At 70.3% G+C, this 15,320-nt stretch carries 20 protein-coding genes; all 20 read left to right on the top strand.

Going from position 1 to position 15,320, the window contains the following annotated elements:
* Window positions 1-642: 642 nt before the first annotated feature.
* The 20 genes from ACICHK_RS00005 to ACICHK_RS00100 all read left to right on the top strand — a co-directional run bounded on the left by ACICHK_RS00005 (window position 643) and on the right by ACICHK_RS00100 (window position 15,320).
* Window positions 643-1,017, top strand: coding sequence for a hypothetical protein (locus ACICHK_RS00005; RefSeq protein ID WP_406834780.1), 375 nt, complete (start codon window positions 643-645; stop codon window positions 1,015-1,017).
* A gap of 74 nt (window positions 1,018-1,091) precedes the next feature.
* Window positions 1,092-1,643, top strand: coding sequence for a hypothetical protein (locus ACICHK_RS00010; protein ID WP_406834782.1), 552 nt, complete (start codon window positions 1,092-1,094; stop codon window positions 1,641-1,643).
* 116 nt (window positions 1,644-1,759) lie between these two features.
* Window positions 1,760-2,764, top strand: coding sequence for a DUF932 domain-containing protein (locus ACICHK_RS00015; protein WP_406834783.1), 1,005 nt, complete (start codon window positions 1,760-1,762; stop codon window positions 2,762-2,764).
* Window positions 2,765-3,059: 295 nt separating this feature from the next.
* Window positions 3,060-3,548: a hypothetical protein gene (locus tag ACICHK_RS00020; RefSeq protein ID WP_406834785.1), complete on the top strand. Its 489-nt coding sequence runs from the start codon at window positions 3,060-3,062 to the stop codon at window positions 3,546-3,548.
* The gene (locus ACICHK_RS00025) at window positions 3,541-4,281 is read left to right on the top strand and encodes a hypothetical protein (protein ID WP_406834786.1); all 741 of its coding nucleotides are present in this window, start codon (window positions 3,541-3,543) and stop codon (window positions 4,279-4,281) included. Before ACICHK_RS00020 ends, ACICHK_RS00025 begins: the two co-directional genes overlap by 8 nt.
* 167 nt (window positions 4,282-4,448) lie before the next feature.
* On the top strand, window positions 4,449-4,778 hold the full coding sequence (locus tag ACICHK_RS00030) for a hypothetical protein (RefSeq protein WP_406834788.1): 330 nt from the start codon (window positions 4,449-4,451) through the stop codon (window positions 4,776-4,778).
* A gap of 101 nt (window positions 4,779-4,879) precedes the next feature.
* Complete coding sequence (locus ACICHK_RS00035; RefSeq protein ID WP_406834790.1) at window positions 4,880-5,707, top strand: hypothetical protein; 828 nt, start codon at window positions 4,880-4,882, stop codon at window positions 5,705-5,707.
* A gap of 229 nt (window positions 5,708-5,936) precedes the next feature.
* Window positions 5,937-6,650 (top strand): PP2C family protein-serine/threonine phosphatase, encoded by a 714-nt coding sequence (locus tag ACICHK_RS00040; protein ID WP_406834792.1) that lies wholly within the window; start codon window positions 5,937-5,939, stop codon window positions 6,648-6,650.
* 155 nt (window positions 6,651-6,805) lie between these two features.
* Window positions 6,806-7,138, top strand: a complete 333-nt coding sequence (locus tag ACICHK_RS00045) for a hypothetical protein (RefSeq protein WP_406834793.1) — start codon at window positions 6,806-6,808, stop codon at window positions 7,136-7,138.
* A gap of 54 nt (window positions 7,139-7,192) precedes the next feature.
* Entirely contained in the window at window positions 7,193-7,492 is a 300-nt protein-coding gene (locus ACICHK_RS00050) for a hypothetical protein (protein ID WP_406834795.1), read from the top strand.
* A 45-nt stretch (window positions 7,493-7,537) separates the two neighbouring features.
* Window positions 7,538-8,143 (top strand): hypothetical protein, encoded by a 606-nt coding sequence (locus ACICHK_RS00055; protein ID WP_406834796.1) that lies wholly within the window; start codon window positions 7,538-7,540, stop codon window positions 8,141-8,143.
* An 85-nt stretch (window positions 8,144-8,228) separates the two neighbouring features.
* A complete protein-coding gene (locus ACICHK_RS00060; protein WP_406834798.1) occupies window positions 8,229-8,573 on the top strand; it encodes a hypothetical protein in 345 nt (114 codons plus the stop codon).
* 170 nt (window positions 8,574-8,743) lie between these two features.
* On the top strand, window positions 8,744-9,190 hold the full coding sequence (locus ACICHK_RS00065; RefSeq protein ID WP_406834800.1) for a hypothetical protein: 447 nt from the start codon (window positions 8,744-8,746) through the stop codon (window positions 9,188-9,190).
* 97 nt (window positions 9,191-9,287) lie between these two features.
* On the top strand, window positions 9,288-9,473 hold the full coding sequence (locus ACICHK_RS00070) for a hypothetical protein (RefSeq protein ID WP_406834801.1): 186 nt from the start codon (window positions 9,288-9,290) through the stop codon (window positions 9,471-9,473).
* 624 nt (window positions 9,474-10,097) lie between these two features.
* Window positions 10,098-10,865: a hypothetical protein gene (locus ACICHK_RS00075; RefSeq protein ID WP_406834802.1), complete on the top strand. Its 768-nt coding sequence runs from the start codon at window positions 10,098-10,100 to the stop codon at window positions 10,863-10,865.
* A 106-nt stretch (window positions 10,866-10,971) separates the two neighbouring features.
* A complete protein-coding gene (locus ACICHK_RS00080; protein ID WP_406834803.1) occupies window positions 10,972-12,039 on the top strand; it encodes a hypothetical protein in 1,068 nt (355 codons plus the stop codon).
* Window positions 12,040-12,186: 147 nt separating this feature from the next.
* Complete coding sequence (locus ACICHK_RS00085) at window positions 12,187-12,672, top strand: hypothetical protein (RefSeq protein WP_406834805.1); 486 nt, start codon at window positions 12,187-12,189, stop codon at window positions 12,670-12,672.
* Window positions 12,673-12,724: 52 nt separating this feature from the next.
* A complete protein-coding gene (locus tag ACICHK_RS00090; protein ID WP_406834806.1) occupies window positions 12,725-13,222 on the top strand; it encodes a hypothetical protein in 498 nt (165 codons plus the stop codon).
* A gap of 93 nt (window positions 13,223-13,315) precedes the next feature.
* On the top strand, window positions 13,316-13,645 hold the full coding sequence (locus tag ACICHK_RS00095) for a hypothetical protein (RefSeq protein ID WP_406834808.1): 330 nt from the start codon (window positions 13,316-13,318) through the stop codon (window positions 13,643-13,645).
* 166 nt (window positions 13,646-13,811) lie between these two features.
* Window positions 13,812-15,320, top strand: a complete 1,509-nt coding sequence (locus ACICHK_RS00100) for a ParB/RepB/Spo0J family partition protein (protein ID WP_406834809.1) — start codon at window positions 13,812-13,814, stop codon at window positions 15,318-15,320.

Genomic DNA, 15,320 nt, shown 5'->3' on the forward strand with positions numbered 1-15,320 from the left:
GCGTCCCCGCGCGAAAAGCATTCCGCTTCCGGCGGCGGTTTATGAATTTGCCCTCCGGGCGGAATTCATAAACCTGCAGCCTCCGGCACGAATTGGGCGTGTCAGGAATCCTCCGGATTCCTGGAGAGAGAAAGAGAGGGGATCGGATTCCGTGGGGAGAGAAGACCACGGAATCCGGGAGGGTTGGTCCCTCCGGGCCCAACCCGGCCGGGCCGGTGCGGGCGTGAGGGAGTGTCAGAGGGGGTGAGAGGAGCTGTGGGCACCCTCCGGGCGCCCACCCACCCGAGCGCCGCCCAATGGCGCTCCACGCGCCTCCGGCGCCAGCAGGACAACGAACCCCGAATCCCACGAGGCGACCCCGTCCCGTGCCCGCCCGCCTATCAGGGCGGGCACAACGGGACGGGGGAGCTGAGGGGATGTCAGAGCATCACACCACCCGAAAACGCCCTCTGTGCAGGCATGTTCGGCGAGTCCCAGAGGGGAGCGGGAAGAGCTAGCGCAACAGCCAGCGCAACACCTAACGCAACATCAAAAGCCGATCCCGAGGGGGTACCAATCACACGCTAGAGCATCTATTATGGATGCTGCAGGGGCAAGGCGAGCCCCGGCACCGACACCAAGCAGGACAACGAAGGGGAAACCGTGGAAATCAAGATCAGCGGCGGGATCGTACGGCGCGCGATCGGAGGCATTGACGCCCCCATGACGCCTGTTGCAATTCAGGCTCGCACCATCGCGAACCTGTTGCCGCTCATGTGCCAGCGGTTCGGCGCCACGATCGTCCACAACGAAGACGACCTCTACACCGGAATCCAGTTCCACACGAAGGCCGGGGCGGTTGTGCTGGAAATGCCCAAGGCAAACGAGTCCTACCGTCTGGTCCATGAATTCATTGAGCCCGACGCGAAGACGGGCCGCACTCACAAGGTGATCTACCAGATTCCCCAGCTCTACAACGCAAACGGAATTGCTTTCATGGCATCCGAATTCCTGCGCTCGCGTGGATTCCTCGGATAGCGGCAGCACCGCACCGGGGCGCCCGCCGGGCGCCCCGGTATCGACCGGACAGGAATCCACGAAAAGGAGCGGCAATGAACGAGACCCAGACGGGCGCAGCGGCAAAACTCCCGGGCGAGCCGTATTCGGATCTTGAACTGGACCAGTCAGCGCACGCACTCCAGGAGTTGGCCCGAAGCGAGCGCGACCCCGAAGCGCTGCGGGTGCCCGCGCGCTACCTCGAAACGGTGCGCCCCTTCTTCCGGCTGGGTTGGGCAACCGCCGTACGGACGGGGCACACGGGCCCGGCACTGGCCGGGGTGCCCGTCGACGGCGAGACCGTCAACATCGCATTCGTCACCCTCATGGCGGAAACCGTGGCGGACAGGCTTGCACTGGAGACAGCGCGGCGCTTGCCGACCGGCAGCCTGGCACTGTGGCAGAAGGTCACTTACCACGGCAGTCTGACGCTCGCGCACGGTGACTATTGGGTGGTTGGCATGCACATCCACAGCCATGATCTGGGGCAGGAACCGGAAGTCCGGTACGACCTGGGACGAGAAATCGACTCCACCGCCGTGCCGCTGATCAAGACGGTGCGCCGCCAGAGCCTGACTCCGCATGAGGAGTTCCACCGGTACTCATAGCAGCAGGTCAGAGGCAGGGTTCACAGAACCCAAGAAGCATCTATTATCAGTGTTGCCGGGGGGCGATGGCCCCGCCCCCCGGCTCCAGGCAACAGCAGCGAAGGGGAAACGCAGCGATGGCACATCAGATCGAGCAGTTCACCGACGGCACCGCCGCATTCGTGTCCGCCCGCGAAAGCGCATGGCACGGGCTGGGAACCGTCACCGCCGGGGCGCTCACCGCCGAAGAGGCCATGCAGAAGGCTTCGTTGGCCGCGTGGAATGTCCGTCTCCTGGGACTGGCCGCAACGGAGATCACGGAGGACGGCGCCACTCGCGTAGAGGTCCCCGAGCACTTCGCGTCCGTCCGCACCCACCCCAAGACCGGCCGGACCGAGACCCTGGGGGTTGTGGGCAGCGACTACCACCCCGTCCAGAACGAGGAACACGCCGAGTTCCTGAACCTGCTGGCCGACGAGTCTGGAGCGCACTTCGAGACGGCTGGATCGCTGAAGAACGGCCGTCAGGTATTCCTCACGATGAAGATGCCGGAGTCGTTGACTGTCGGCGGAACCGACGTCACAGACCTGTACATCGCCGCGTTCAACAGCCACGACGGATCCGCCGCGTTCCGGATCGTCACCACGCCGATCCGGGTGGTGTGCGCCAACACCCAGCGCGCCGCAATCCAGTCCGCACGATCCAGCTTCACCGTGCGGCACACTGCCGGGGCAAAGGCCCGCATCGCGCAGGCCCGTACCGCGCTGGGACTCACCTTCAAGTACGCGGAAGCGTTCGAGAAGGCCGCAGAGCGCATGGTGCAGGCCGAAATGACGCTCCGCGAACTCCGGGACGTCGTCGACGCCATGTGGCCCGTGGCAGCGGACGACAGCAAGCGGAAGACGGCGAACACCGACCAGCGGTGGGGGCAGATCTCGCACCTGTTCGAGCAGGCCGACACCCAGGCACAGATCCGGGGTACGCGGTGGGCCGGATACAACGCGCTCACGGAGTACCTGAACCACGACGCGCCCAGCCGGGGCAAGAGTGACGACGACAAGCGCCGAGCCCGCGCGGAACGCATCATCAGCGGTGCCGCCGACTCCCTCATGGAGCGCGCGTTTGCTCTGACCACGGTCTGAGGCGGCACAAGCCCCCGTGCGGGCCGGGTGACCCCGGCACCCGGCCCGCACGGGCCCACCCCAGAGCCTGGAGCGCCCCCGAAGCCACCGCATGCACTGCGCACAGCCCCCGTGCGGGCCGGGAAACTCCCCGGCCCGGCCCGCACGGGCCCACCCCAGACCGCGCGCCGAAGAAGCCCGGCGGTGACCGGGTGCGGTGCGCTGCACCCGGTCACCGCCCCACCGCCCCACCGCCGTCCCCGGGCGGCCCCGCCGGCTTTTGCTGCTGCCCCCTCTCGCCAAGGAGTGATTCGTCATGCCCGCGCGCCCCGGCATCAGCCGCCCGGACGAGGCCGCCACCGAAGCCGCCATGGAGCGCACCTTGTTGGCGTTGGCCGCCGTGTTCGAGGCCATCGGCCCCGGGCATCGGACCTTGGATATTGCGATCCTGCGGACCGATGACGTGTCCCTGTGTCAGGCAGTCGAGTTCTCTCCCGCAGCGGCCGTCCAGCTCAGCGGCATTGTCGGTTCTGACGACTTCTACACGCTGGCCGTGTTCCTCGCGTTCGCGCTGGAGGGCAGCACCGTGACCGGCGCCACGCTCATAGCCACCACAGCCGCCGAGCCGCGCCCCCGCACCTGCGGTTGGACGGTACGCGACGGATGGCTGTACCCCATGGACCCCGTCACCGTCGAAGTCGCGCTCATCCCCTGCCCCGGCGTCCCCGCCGAGGACCGCGAGATCTACGCCGCCCCCGCCCTCCAGGAGCCGCCCACCGCCGACAAGGAAACCGGACATGCCTGACACCCCCGCCACCGTGGACCCCATCGACATCCCCGCCCGGCAGCCGCTGCCCGGGACCCGGCTGATTGCCTACCGGGTCCCGGAGTGGGGCATCGAGGGCCCGTACATCCACATGAACGCCGCCGACATCCACGCGCGCTACACCCAGACGGCAGGCCGGGCAGGGGACTTCCCCGCCAGCACCGCCGGGTTCGGCCGCCAGACCGAGGGCCAGGGGCTGGACAACTTCCTGCGCGGCAGCCTCAACTTCTGGCGGTTGAGCGAGGCCCGGATGACGGCCGACGGCGTCATCCGCTACCGCCAGACCCGCAACCACTCCACGACCACGTTCGTCCCCGACAAGGCGTCCGGTGTCCTGATCAACCGGCCGGACGAGCAGGTGACCGCCGCCGCGTACCGCGTCACCGGACCGACCGGCGTCACGCAGCTGTGGCGCGGCCGCGCCGTCCGCGATGCCGTCGCCAGGTGCCGCCGTAAACCCGTTGTCGGGTGGCCCGCAGGGTGGGCCCACCTCATGCCCGACGCGTCCGTCCGGTTCGACCCCGGAGGGTTCCCCTGGAGCACCCCGGACGTCTACACCGCCGCACCGGCCGACGAGCCCGAATCCTGGGGCGCGCCGTGTGCCGAGTGCAGGTATCCGGAGTCCGAACACGATCTCTCGCACCTGTGGCCCCGATCCCGGGCCGACGGCAGCGGTCACACCTGCTGGACCTACACCCTCCCGCAGGCGTAGCCCCCGACTCCGTGTGTCTTTCCGCAGCTCCGCGAGGGGCGCACGGCCCCCGGCCAGCACGCCACTGGCCGCAGTCCGTCTCCCCGCGCCCGCCCTTCCCCTTCGTCGGGCGCGGGGAGGCCGCAACCACCCACCAAGCACCGACCGACCACCCCTGAGGAGCAGACATGCCCACCGACAGCACGCACACATTCCGCTGGACACACCTGCCGTTCGAGGAGGAGGACGAGCCGCAGTCCCTTCTGCTCACCGTGGCGCGGCAGGTTGTCGAGCTTCTCGACGGCCAGTGGGGTGCCGCCGAAGGGCCCGGGGGACGTACCGGGCACCTGCGCGACGCGCAGCAGGGTGTGTTCACCATCGGGGTGTGCGAGGCCGGATGCGTGTTCCTGCGCAACGACGGCTCCGGCGCCGTGATGCACCTGCCGCACGTCGACGCGGACAGCAGCGCCGACGAGATCTCCGAAGTCGTGCACGAGCACCTGCACGAACTGTTCTGACCCCCACCGCCCGTGTGGCCCGGCGCACCTGCCGGGCCACACGGGCGGGGACCGGCCCCGCCCGCGCGCAGCGCGCCGACCGCCCCCAGGAGCAGCCGCCCATGAACCCGAGCCTCACCATCGAGACGCCCGCCGGCGCCGTCCACGCCACCGCCCGGCCCCGTGAGAACGGCTCCGTCGTGTTCGATCTCGGCGGAGTGATGCGCGGGAGTGTGCACGTCACCGGCACCCACCACGTGCGGCACTGGAACCAGTTCACCGCCGTCCGTGCCTGTCTCGGCCCCGTCAACAGCTTCCGGGAGGGCGAGCCCGCGCCCGGCGATGTGCTGCCGCGGCTCGCCCGCAGCCGCGCCGGCTACCGGGGCAGCCTCACCCTCTACCGCGACACCCAGGACGAGCCCGCCCAGGTGTCGGTGTACCCGATGGAGTCCGCCACCGGACACGAACCCTCGCCCAGGACAGCGGCCACGCTCACCGCCGTCCTGCGCGCCTGCGCCGAACACGTCGAGCAGCGGCCCGACTTCCCCGAGATCCTCACCGCCTCCCGCGACCGCGACACCCCCGCCCTGCTGCGCTTCCTCACGTGGTCGGCCGCCTACCACCGCAGCGCAGCCGCCCGACTGGAGGACAAGGCCCGCGCTTCTGGGCCCGCGCTGCGCGCGGCCGTGGCCGCCTGGTGGACCGTCGCCCGATGGTTCACCGCCCAGCCCCACCCCGTCCTGCTGCTCATGCTCGCCGACCGGGACGGATCACTGGCCCGCGAAGTCGACGTCCAGGCATGGCTGGGCCCCTACTGCCTCACCGAAGCCGCCCGCGAACACGACCGCGCCCGCACCGCCGAGGCCGAAGCCGCCTCCCTGCGCGCCCAGCAGCGAACCCCGCGCACGGTTCGCCGCCCGTACACCGCTAGGCCCGCTGTCATAGGTTAAGAGGGGGTTTACACCCCTCTAAAAACATCTATTATAGATAACGCGAGCAGGTACCGCACCCCTCCCGCCCCGCCACCTCTCGCACTCATGCCGGACCGCCGCATGCCGCACATGGGCGCGCACGCGGCCAACCCGGCCAGAACGCCACTGGCCGATGACTGTCGTCCCGCACCCTGCACTCCCCCTCGGCGGGCGCGGGACGACAGAACACCTTCCTAGGAGAGCATTCATGCCCCAGGCCCACGCGTCCGCGCAGCTGATCGGCGACCGTTCCCACCAGTGCGACGCCACCGCCACCTACACCCACGACGGCACCCGCGCCTACGTCCTGTGTGATGGGATCGGATCCAGCGATGAGGTACAGGCCTGGACGCGCGCCGCCGCCCGCCGCATCGCCCGGGCCGCCGCGCGGAGCGGTGAGGCCGAGGCCGGCCTCCGTGCCGTCTACGACCGGTACGCCGCCGAGCCCGCGCGCAAAAGCCCGTTCGCGGACCTGCCCAACGCGTGTGCAGCTGTCGCAGTCGCCGTCCCCGGCAAGTCGCTTACCGTCGCATGGTGCGGCGACGTCCGCGCCTACACCCTCACCCCCGGCGGCACCTTCCGATGCCTCACCGCCGACCACAACTTGCGACGCGTCTTCAAAGGCAACCGCAATGTCGTGACGTCCTACCTGGGAGCCGTCGAGTCCGACGATCAGTGCAAGGGCCGGTACGGACACCCGGCGATCGAGTCCGCCACCGCCCCCGCGGACGCCTGCCGCCTGCTGCTCGCCAGCGACGGCGCGTACGAGCCGCTGGAGGACTCCGCGCGCGACCTCACCCGCTACCTCACCGGGAGCGCGAAGCGGGCCGCCGACACCTTCGTTACCGCCGCCATTGAGCACGCCACAAGCTACGCCGACAACGCGACCGTTCTGGTCGCCGACCTTCCCGCCGGGCCCTGACTGCGTGCGCCCGGAATCCGCCGAGTAGGTATGCGCAGGTCAAGGTGGGGTTCACACTCACAGAAATTCATCTATTATAGATAGCGCGAGAGGGGGGCGCCGCCCACCCCGCCCCCCTCTCGCACCGGAATCCGGCATCCCACCAAGACCGCAGCGTGCGCGACCAGGAGGACGAAGTGCCCGACGGACGCCCCTTCTTCGTCATCGGACAGTGGTCCGGCCCCGACCTCACGGTCTGGCAGATCCAGCAGGCGCCGGACGACCCGGACGAGCTGAACGACGCCTACGAGGAAATCCGCTGGGCCGCCTACGACGCAGACGGAAGCGTCGAGATCGTCTACGCAGCCAGCGCCACGGAGGCCGAGGCAGCCGCGCGCCGCGAGGCGGCGGAGACGGCCGAGCGAAGCCGCCGGGACATGGCGCGCCAGCGGGAGCGGCGCAACGGCACTTCACGCCGCCGCAGGAGGGTCCGCCACCACTACATGTAGCGCGCATCGCGGCCGCCAGCAGCGCGCGACCGCCGGACGAAGGAGAACCGCCCCGTGGCCACGTTCGCCCACATCACCCCCGCGCGCTGCGCCCGGCTGGGCGGCGCCCTCACCGCCGCCGGCCTCGCATGGGAGGACAACGGCAACCAGGACCGCCCCGAGCTGCTCACGTACACCGTCACCGACCCGCACGGCCGTCGCTGGACCATCGACCCGGCGACCAGCAATCAGATCGTCCCGTCTCGGCCGGCGAGCCTGTGGCAGGCCGTGTGCACGGCCCCGTTCCACCGCAGCCAAGTCGTGTCCGCGCGCGTGGTGGCCGCACACATCCGGGACTTTCCCGCGGCCGCGTAGACGGCACGGACGCACCCACCGCCCCCTTCGAAGGAGGAACTCCTCGTGCCAGTGGAGTTGAGCACTCAGGCGCAGTTCGACGTATTCACGGATGCCGTCGCCCGGGAGCTGGGCACGCACTGCCGCACCGCCCCCGGTCTTGACCACATGCTGTCGCGCGTCATCATCGACGACGAGGGGCGCGCCCTGAGTCTGCGCCAGCACGACTCCGACCAGCCCGCCCGCCTCAAGGTCTACGCCGCCCTGCCGGGCGACGCCGACCTCCTGACCCCGTCGATCGGCGTCACGGCCAGCAGCGCCCGGCACGTCGCCCAGCAGATCACCCGGCGGCTGTACCCGCTGCACGCCGAAATCTCCCAGTTGGCCGCCGAACTCGCCGCGAAGAAGGAGGCCGAAGCCCGCGCTCGCCGCACCGTTGCCGAGACCATTGCCGGAGCACTCCCCGGCGCCCGGGTCCATGAGCAGTACCGCCGCACCGACGTGCACTGGCAGCGCGCGCCCCATCCGCAGGGCCAGCCCGGCCCCGTCCAGATCGACAGGGTGGACGTCGTCATCGGGGCCTCAGGAGAAGGCGTGAACGTCGAAGTGTCCGGCCACCTCCAAGGGATCGCCGCCATGCTCGCTGCCTTCGCCGCCGTGCGACAGGACTAGAAAATGCAGGTCAGAGACCGGGTTCACATCCACAATATTCCATCTATTATGGATCTAATCGCCCTCCCCGTACCCAGGAGACGCCATGTTGGGATCGCTGCTCCGCGCCCTGCTCCCACCCGTGATCCGGCTGACCGCTCGCGCGCTCACCACGGGCACCACGCCGCTGCCGCCGACCGCCCGCGACGTATTCGGTCCCGACCTCACGGCGGAACAGGCCACCACCTACAACCGCAGCCGCGTGGCCACCGCCACCGCCCTTGCCCTGTACCGCCACGGCCAGAAGCTCGACGGGCTGAGCGATGACGAACTCGACAGCGCAGTGCGCGCCCTGAAGTTCCCCTACTCCCGCCCCAGCGAAGAGACCCGCGCCGCCATCCGTGCCGCCCTCGGCGTACTGGAAGCCGATCCGACCATCACCCTCATCTGACCCGCCGACCGGCGGCCTGCCGATGGGCTGACCCATAGACCGCCCGGCGGCAGGACATGCGACCGTGTCACGGCGCACCGACTCGCTTCCTGCCGCCGGGCCCAGTACCACCGAACAGGCCGACATACGAGGCCGATTGCTCACGCCGCAACCCGAACCGGAGGGACCCCGTGACCGAGACGACCCCCACGCTCACGACCAACGACGTCACGGTCACGACGGACCACGCCAACCGTCCGTACGCCGTCATCCCCGACGACATCGCCCGCCCGCTCGCCATCGCCTCGCTCAAGGGCATCGACCCCGAGGTGCGCGGCATCTTCTTCGAGTCCGACGCGCACCCGGCCGACTCCTGGGCCGCGACCACCGTGCGCACCATCTTCGAAGCCCTGCTCGCCTCGCCCCTCGCCCGCGAGGACGTCCACACCTGGGGCCTTGGCCAGTACCGGGAGTTCGACGGCGGCACCTTCTACGGGTTCATCGTCGGCGAGAGCGCCTGGGACCCCGAAACCCGCTGGTGGCGCGACTGCGACCGCGCCAGGGACCTGTGCGTCCGCGGCAACGCGTCCATCGCGCCCGCATGCCGCCGCGCCTTCGCCGGGACCTGCACCTTCTGACCGCCACACCGCCCACACCCGACACACGCGCACCCACGGGCGGCCGTCAGCCCAGGCCCGGCCGCCCCGCCCTCGCTCAGCAGCAGGAGAGCCAGCCTTGAGTGCGACCCCGACCAACCAGCCCCGCCCGTGGCAACCCTCCGTGGACTTCCAGGAGCCGTGCGAATCCTGCCACGCCCCCGCCGGACAGTACTGCCGACCGCACTGCGCCAGCGGATACACCGCCGAAGACGCACGGCTGGACAGCGAACGCCGCGAGCAGCAGCGCCCGCCCACCAGCTGAGCCCTTGAACCGTCCACGACGCAGCGGTCCCGCCGGCGCAGCACCTGAAGGGGAGTCCCGGCCATCGATCTGACCACCGCCACCGCCTGACATCCCTTCGCCCGCGACGCCGCCGAGCTCCTCCACCGACGGCCGCATCCTCGAACTCGGCTTCAACTGCCGCCCTCCACCCACGTGACTGTTCGCCCGGTCCTGCCCGCCCAGGCACTCGCGCACGACAGCGAAGTCACGGCGATCCGGCCTACCTCCCGACCCGAACGCATCCGGGCAAGCCCAGAGCCCGCGCAGATCCTCGCCGACCATCCGCTCACACATCGAGCAGGCGCACACCGTGGCGCTGGCCGAGCCGAGCAAGCACATCGCCCCCGGCCCGGCCGCTCCGAAGGCTTACCGCCACCTTGTCCCAGAAGAGATACCTCCGTGTTCCCCGAACCCGAGCCCAGCGAGCACCTCCACCTGGACCCTCACCCCAGCTGTATCTGCACCCGGCTCCCCTGCCGTGGCTCCGTGCTGTCTCCGGGATGCCCCGCGCACGGAATGCTCTCCGGTCGCACCTTCACCTGGCACGACGCGCACGCGTGCCCCGCCCGGCCCCGCCCCTGAGACCCCCGAAGGGACCACACCGTGTCCGACCTCATGCCCCTGCTCGCCACCGCGGACCTTTTCGGGCTCGCCGACCGTGAAGGCACCTGGTTCGCCACCAGCCGCGGCCGTGTCTTCCTCCGCCGCTACGCCCGGCACGGCGACTTCGTCCGCGCCGCCGTACGATCCGGCAACGGCCACGACCGCGCCGCCCTGCTCACCTTCCACCCCGACGCGTACCCGCTCGCCCCGGCGTGGCTGGCCGCCATCGCCGAGGCCGCCCCGGACACAGCCGACCACCGCCCCCCGTCCGCATCCATGGGGTCGGTTCGGCTGCTCGCCCGGATGACACCGGACCACCGCAACGGCATCCCGAGGCTGCGCGACGGATCGGTTGGCTGGAGCATCCCGGGCGCCACCACCCGCGTCTGGCCCAACGGCCGCCTCGAGCTGTGCAGCACCACCGGTCCGGTCCTTGCCGGACAACTGGAGGGCTCGCAGTGGGACCACTTCCAGGTCGCCGCCGTGGCCGACGCCGGCCTACGTCTGCTCTGCGCACCCGAAGCCCGGCACATGACCCGTACCGGCCAGCCGAGCGGCTGGTCACGTCCCTACGACCGCCCCGGGAACACCAGCAATGGGCGTGAACGCAAGGGTGGCCAGATGTACGACGGCTCCACCGCGTCGTCGTGCTCCTGCAGCTGGACCACGACCTCGCCCTCCCAACTCGGCGCCCGCGCCATGGCCGAACAGCACCGGCTCGAAGCCACCGGCAAGGCGCCCGCAGCCGACCGAGCACCGGACGCGTAGCCGAGCCCGCACCGCCGCCCCGGGCGCCCGCCGTGCCCGCGCACCGCACCGCCCACCAGGCGCCGAGGCCCCGCCGTATCCCCGCACCGCCCGAGGAGAGTCCGTCATGATCACGTGGAGGGTCATCAGCCCGGATGGCCCGCTGGCTACCGAGCTGCGCGCGGAGTTCACCGTGTGCCGCCGCCGCGACCGAGCCGTCAGCCGCGCGCCCTGGGTCGACGCCGACCCCGGCGAGGCATGGGCGGCCTGCGGTGCCCCTACGGGGTGGAGCGGCTCGATCTCCCTGTCGGCCGACTGGGACCGTATCCGCATCGCCTTCCAGGCCGGAGAGTTCCACGGCACCGAGTGGGAGCTGCGCCGGACGCCCGTCACCGTGCTGCTCCTGTCCGCGTGGATCAGCGAGGACGGTGCCGTCACCGAACTGCCCGAGACCACCCGGGACGCTGCCTGGACCGAGGGCTTCACCGGTGACTGGGACCGGCACGTCCAGCGCGCCGCCCACTGGATCACCTGCGTCCCCGACCCGAAGGACCCGTTCGACTACAGCCAGACCCACCGCTACCGGGAGGCCTCCGACCGAGCCCTCAGCCGCCTGAAACGGTGGGCGTACCAGCAACTCGCCGCGACCGGCGTCCCATTGCAGTGGCACGTGCAAGACCACCGCATCAGCCTCGCCCACGGCCACTACCGCACACGCGTCGTACTGGCCGGGTCCGACGTCGCCGCCGTGCGCGCCGAGTGGGCCGGCGCCCTGGCCGCCACCCGCGACCAGGTCCTCGCCGAGGACCGGTTCCGCCGGGCCGTCAACAGCCGCGGTACCGTCGTCGACGTCACGAAGATCAAGGCCGGCCCCAGCCTGCTGGACAGGCTTCGCCGCCAGCTCGCCGCGGACCGCGTCCCGCATCCCAGCACGGCACCCTTCAACACGTCATCCTGGGTGGCCTGGACCTGCCCGGACACCGGCACCGAGCGACGCGGCATCGTCGTCGGCGCCACCCGCAGCCGCAACAAGATCGCGGCCGTGCTGATCCTGCCCGACGACGGTACAGACGAGATCGAGGCTCTCGTCAGCGGGGACGCCGGACGGCTCAGGAGCTGCGGACGGATCAAGAAGGGCGAGCCGGGAACCGTGCTGCCCGTGCCGGTTCCCCTGCCTGTGGACGAACCCGCGTAGACACGGGTGCGCTGAGGGTCACCGTCGGCGGGGCCGGGGTGCACCAGCGGCAATAAAAGTGCAGTTCAAGAGGGGGTTCACGTCACACCGATAGCATCTATTATAGAGTTATCGTCAAGGAATCGACCACCTGGAAGGGCGCCGTTCATGAAACCTCCGGAACTGGCAGCGCTGCTGTCCGAGCCGACAAGTCCGCTGCTGCGCGAAGCGATCCGCAGCCTTCCCCTGGATTCGCTGGAGGCACTCGTCATCGAAAGCCTCGCGGCGACGGAGAACGCGCTGCGGCAAGTCGTTGTCGACCGGGTCACTGCATTCGTGGCCGAGCAGGAGGGGGACGGCCCCGCGCCTGTGGCCGCGTACTTCACGCCGACGGAGCGCCGGGCAGCGGGAGGTGTCACGTGGAGCCCGTTCATCGCGGCGCTCGCGAGCACCGAGGAGATGCCGGACCTGCGGCACACCAGCACGCGGGTCGTCAGCGTGCCGGTGGGCGAGGCGGAGCTGGCGGATGCACTGTTCGCCGACCCGGAGCTGGCCAAGGCGCTCGCCCGGCTCGCGGCCATAGATGAGCCCGGCCACCAGGACGTGCTGCGCGTTCACCTGCCCACCCGCCAGGTCACCCGCTTGACGATCTGAACCGCCCCGCCGCTGAGCGCCCACCCACCCTCGGGAAGGAGGAGGAAACCACATGCCCGTTCCGATCCTCTGCGACTGGTGCCGCGAGGGCCGCTACCAGGTCCGGGCAGCCGACACCTACGTCTGCCAGGTGTGCGGCAACCAGACCACTCGTGCCGCGCTCCCTGTCGGGGACGACGAGCGGCTTGTCACCGTCGCGGGCATCCTTCAGATCCTGGACGCGCCGGACGGCCATCAGGTGATCACCCCCGACCGGCGCTGCTACGCCCCGCACCTGGGCGCCAGCCTGGCTCTTGCGCTGCGCCTGCACCAGGCGCGCCCCGGTGCGTTCTCCCGTCCGGAAGAGGTCGAGGCCGCCGAAGACCTTTTGGCACTCCTGGACGCCGACGAGTTCGGCCCCTGGGTCCTCTCACCCCTGCACCTGGATGTTCTCGTCCGCGCCATGGACGTACGCAGCGCCGCCCTGCCCTCGACGGCCCAACAGCACCCCGAGTTCGACGCGAAAGTGCGCAAGGCCCACGCCGACAGTCGGCGACTGCCGGACCAGTGACCAGACCGCAGCGGCTGCGCCCCTGTCGACCCGCACCGACCACAGATCGCCGACGGAAGCAATCCGCCGGCGAGCAGACCCAGGAGACCTCCCTTGCTCCAGCACTCGGTCTACGCCGTCTACGGGGTGGCCATCGAACCACCCGAGGACTTTCGGGTCCTTGACTCCGCCCTCGCGACCCAGGGGCCGCCGGCCGAACTTCCGGGCCCGGAGTGCGCACACGTCGCCCTGTTCAACGTCGGCGACACCGACCACGTCATTCTGGGGACCGCCAGCAAGCCGCTGGCATCCAACGAACTCCTGCCCGCGTCCAGCCTGGCGGCCCGCCCGGCCGACAGGAAGGCACTGCGGCGCATGGTCGAGAAGCTGGGGCTGACTGTCCTGGTCGGGCCGGACTGGCTGCTTGTGCACGACCTGGACTGAACAGCCCCTGGCGCAGCCCTGCGCCGCGCCGGGCCTCCAGACCGCATCACCGCAGGTCAAATGGGGGCTAGCCACACAGCAAGAAACATCTATTATGGATTTTGTCACCGGGTGCTCGACACCCCGCCGCCATCGCAGATGCGGTTCCTGACAAGGAGAGATCCCCATGAGCACAACGCTTTCCCCCACCCCGGACGCCTCCGTCCAGCAGCAGGAGGAGGCCAACCCGCACATCGAACTCCTGGACGCCTCCCGGCTCGTGCGGGACGAGCACAACGCCCGCGAGCACGACACCGAGCCGGACGAGAAGCTGATCACCTCCGTCAAGGAACTCGGTGTCGAGGAGCCCATCAGTGTCCGGCCCAGGCCGGATGGCACGTACGGAGTGTTCAAGGGCTGGCGCCGCGCGCAGGCCGCGCAGATCGCCAACGAGACCGCCGGGCAGGACGGCCGCCCCGTCCGTACGGTCAAGGCGTTCGTCCGTGCCGACCTGGTGGGCAGGGACGGGTACACCCGCTTCCTGTCCCTGGTGGAGAACGACAACCGCCAGGAGATGGGCGCCCGCGACACCCTCAAGGCCCAGGAACTCGCTCTCGTCGGCATGGACGAGGTCGACCAGGCCAGGGCCGCCAAGGCGATGGGCCTCAGGCGCGGAGCGGTCAAGCACCTGCGCACCGCGCAGAAGCTCGACGACGCGACGCTGCGGCAGGCCACGGCCGGAGGCATGGATCTGGAGCAGACCGCCCAGCTCACCGAGGTCGAGGACGTCCCCCAGGCCACGCAGCGACTCCTCAAGGCCCTCGCGAGGGACCAGGCAGAAGGCCAGGGCGGCCGAGGGCACTGGGACCAGGAGTTCGCCCTGCTGAAGGAGGAGCAGGCCAGCTCCCAGGCCCGCGCGGACGCCTTCGCCGCTCTCAAGGAGTCCGGCGTCACCCTGGTGTCGAGCCTGCCCTACGGACAGAAGCAGTCGGCCAAGCCGCTGTCGGGCCTCACGACCGGCCTCGGGGCCCCGCTCAGCGCCGACAAGCATCACGCCTGCCCGGGCCACTGCGCCGCGCTGGACGAGGACAATCAGCCCGTCTGGTACTGCGCCGACCCGGCCACCCACGGCCACAAGGTCCGCAAGCAGCCCAAGCCCTCCCTCACCGCCGAGGAAGCGGAGCGGGCGGCTCAGAAGTCGGCCGAGCGAGCGCAGGTAGTGGCCTGCAACCGGGCGTGGAAGGCCGCAGCCGGACCCCGCCAGCAGTTCATCAGCCGCCTGGTCAGGAGCAAGGCCCTGCCCGACCAGGCCCGGCTCTTCGCCCAAGGGGTGCTGCTGGACCTGCCCCGCTTCTACGGCACGTGGGCCGACAAGGCCGACACGAAGACCCTGGCGCGCTTCCTGGGGGCGAGCGAGGAGGACGAGCGGACCATGCCGTCCACCCTCGCCGCCTCTTTCCCGAAGGCACGGCTGGCGAACCTTGTATTCGCCCAGGTCGCCGCTGCCTACGAAGCCGACATCCGTGAGCCGAAGGTGTTCGACACCTTCCTCTGGAAGAAGATGCACCCGCGCCAGGCCGCCTACCTGCTGCTCCTCGAATCGCTCGGGCAGGCCGACAGCGGCAGCTACGCCCTCTCCGAAGTCGAGGAGCAGGCCGTCGCCGCGCACCGGCCGAAGACGCCGGACGCCGCCTGA

Source organism: Streptomyces sp. AHU1 (assembly GCF_045343905.1).
Lineage (GTDB): Bacteria > Actinomycetota > Actinomycetes > Streptomycetales > Streptomycetaceae > Streptomyces > Streptomyces triticiradicis.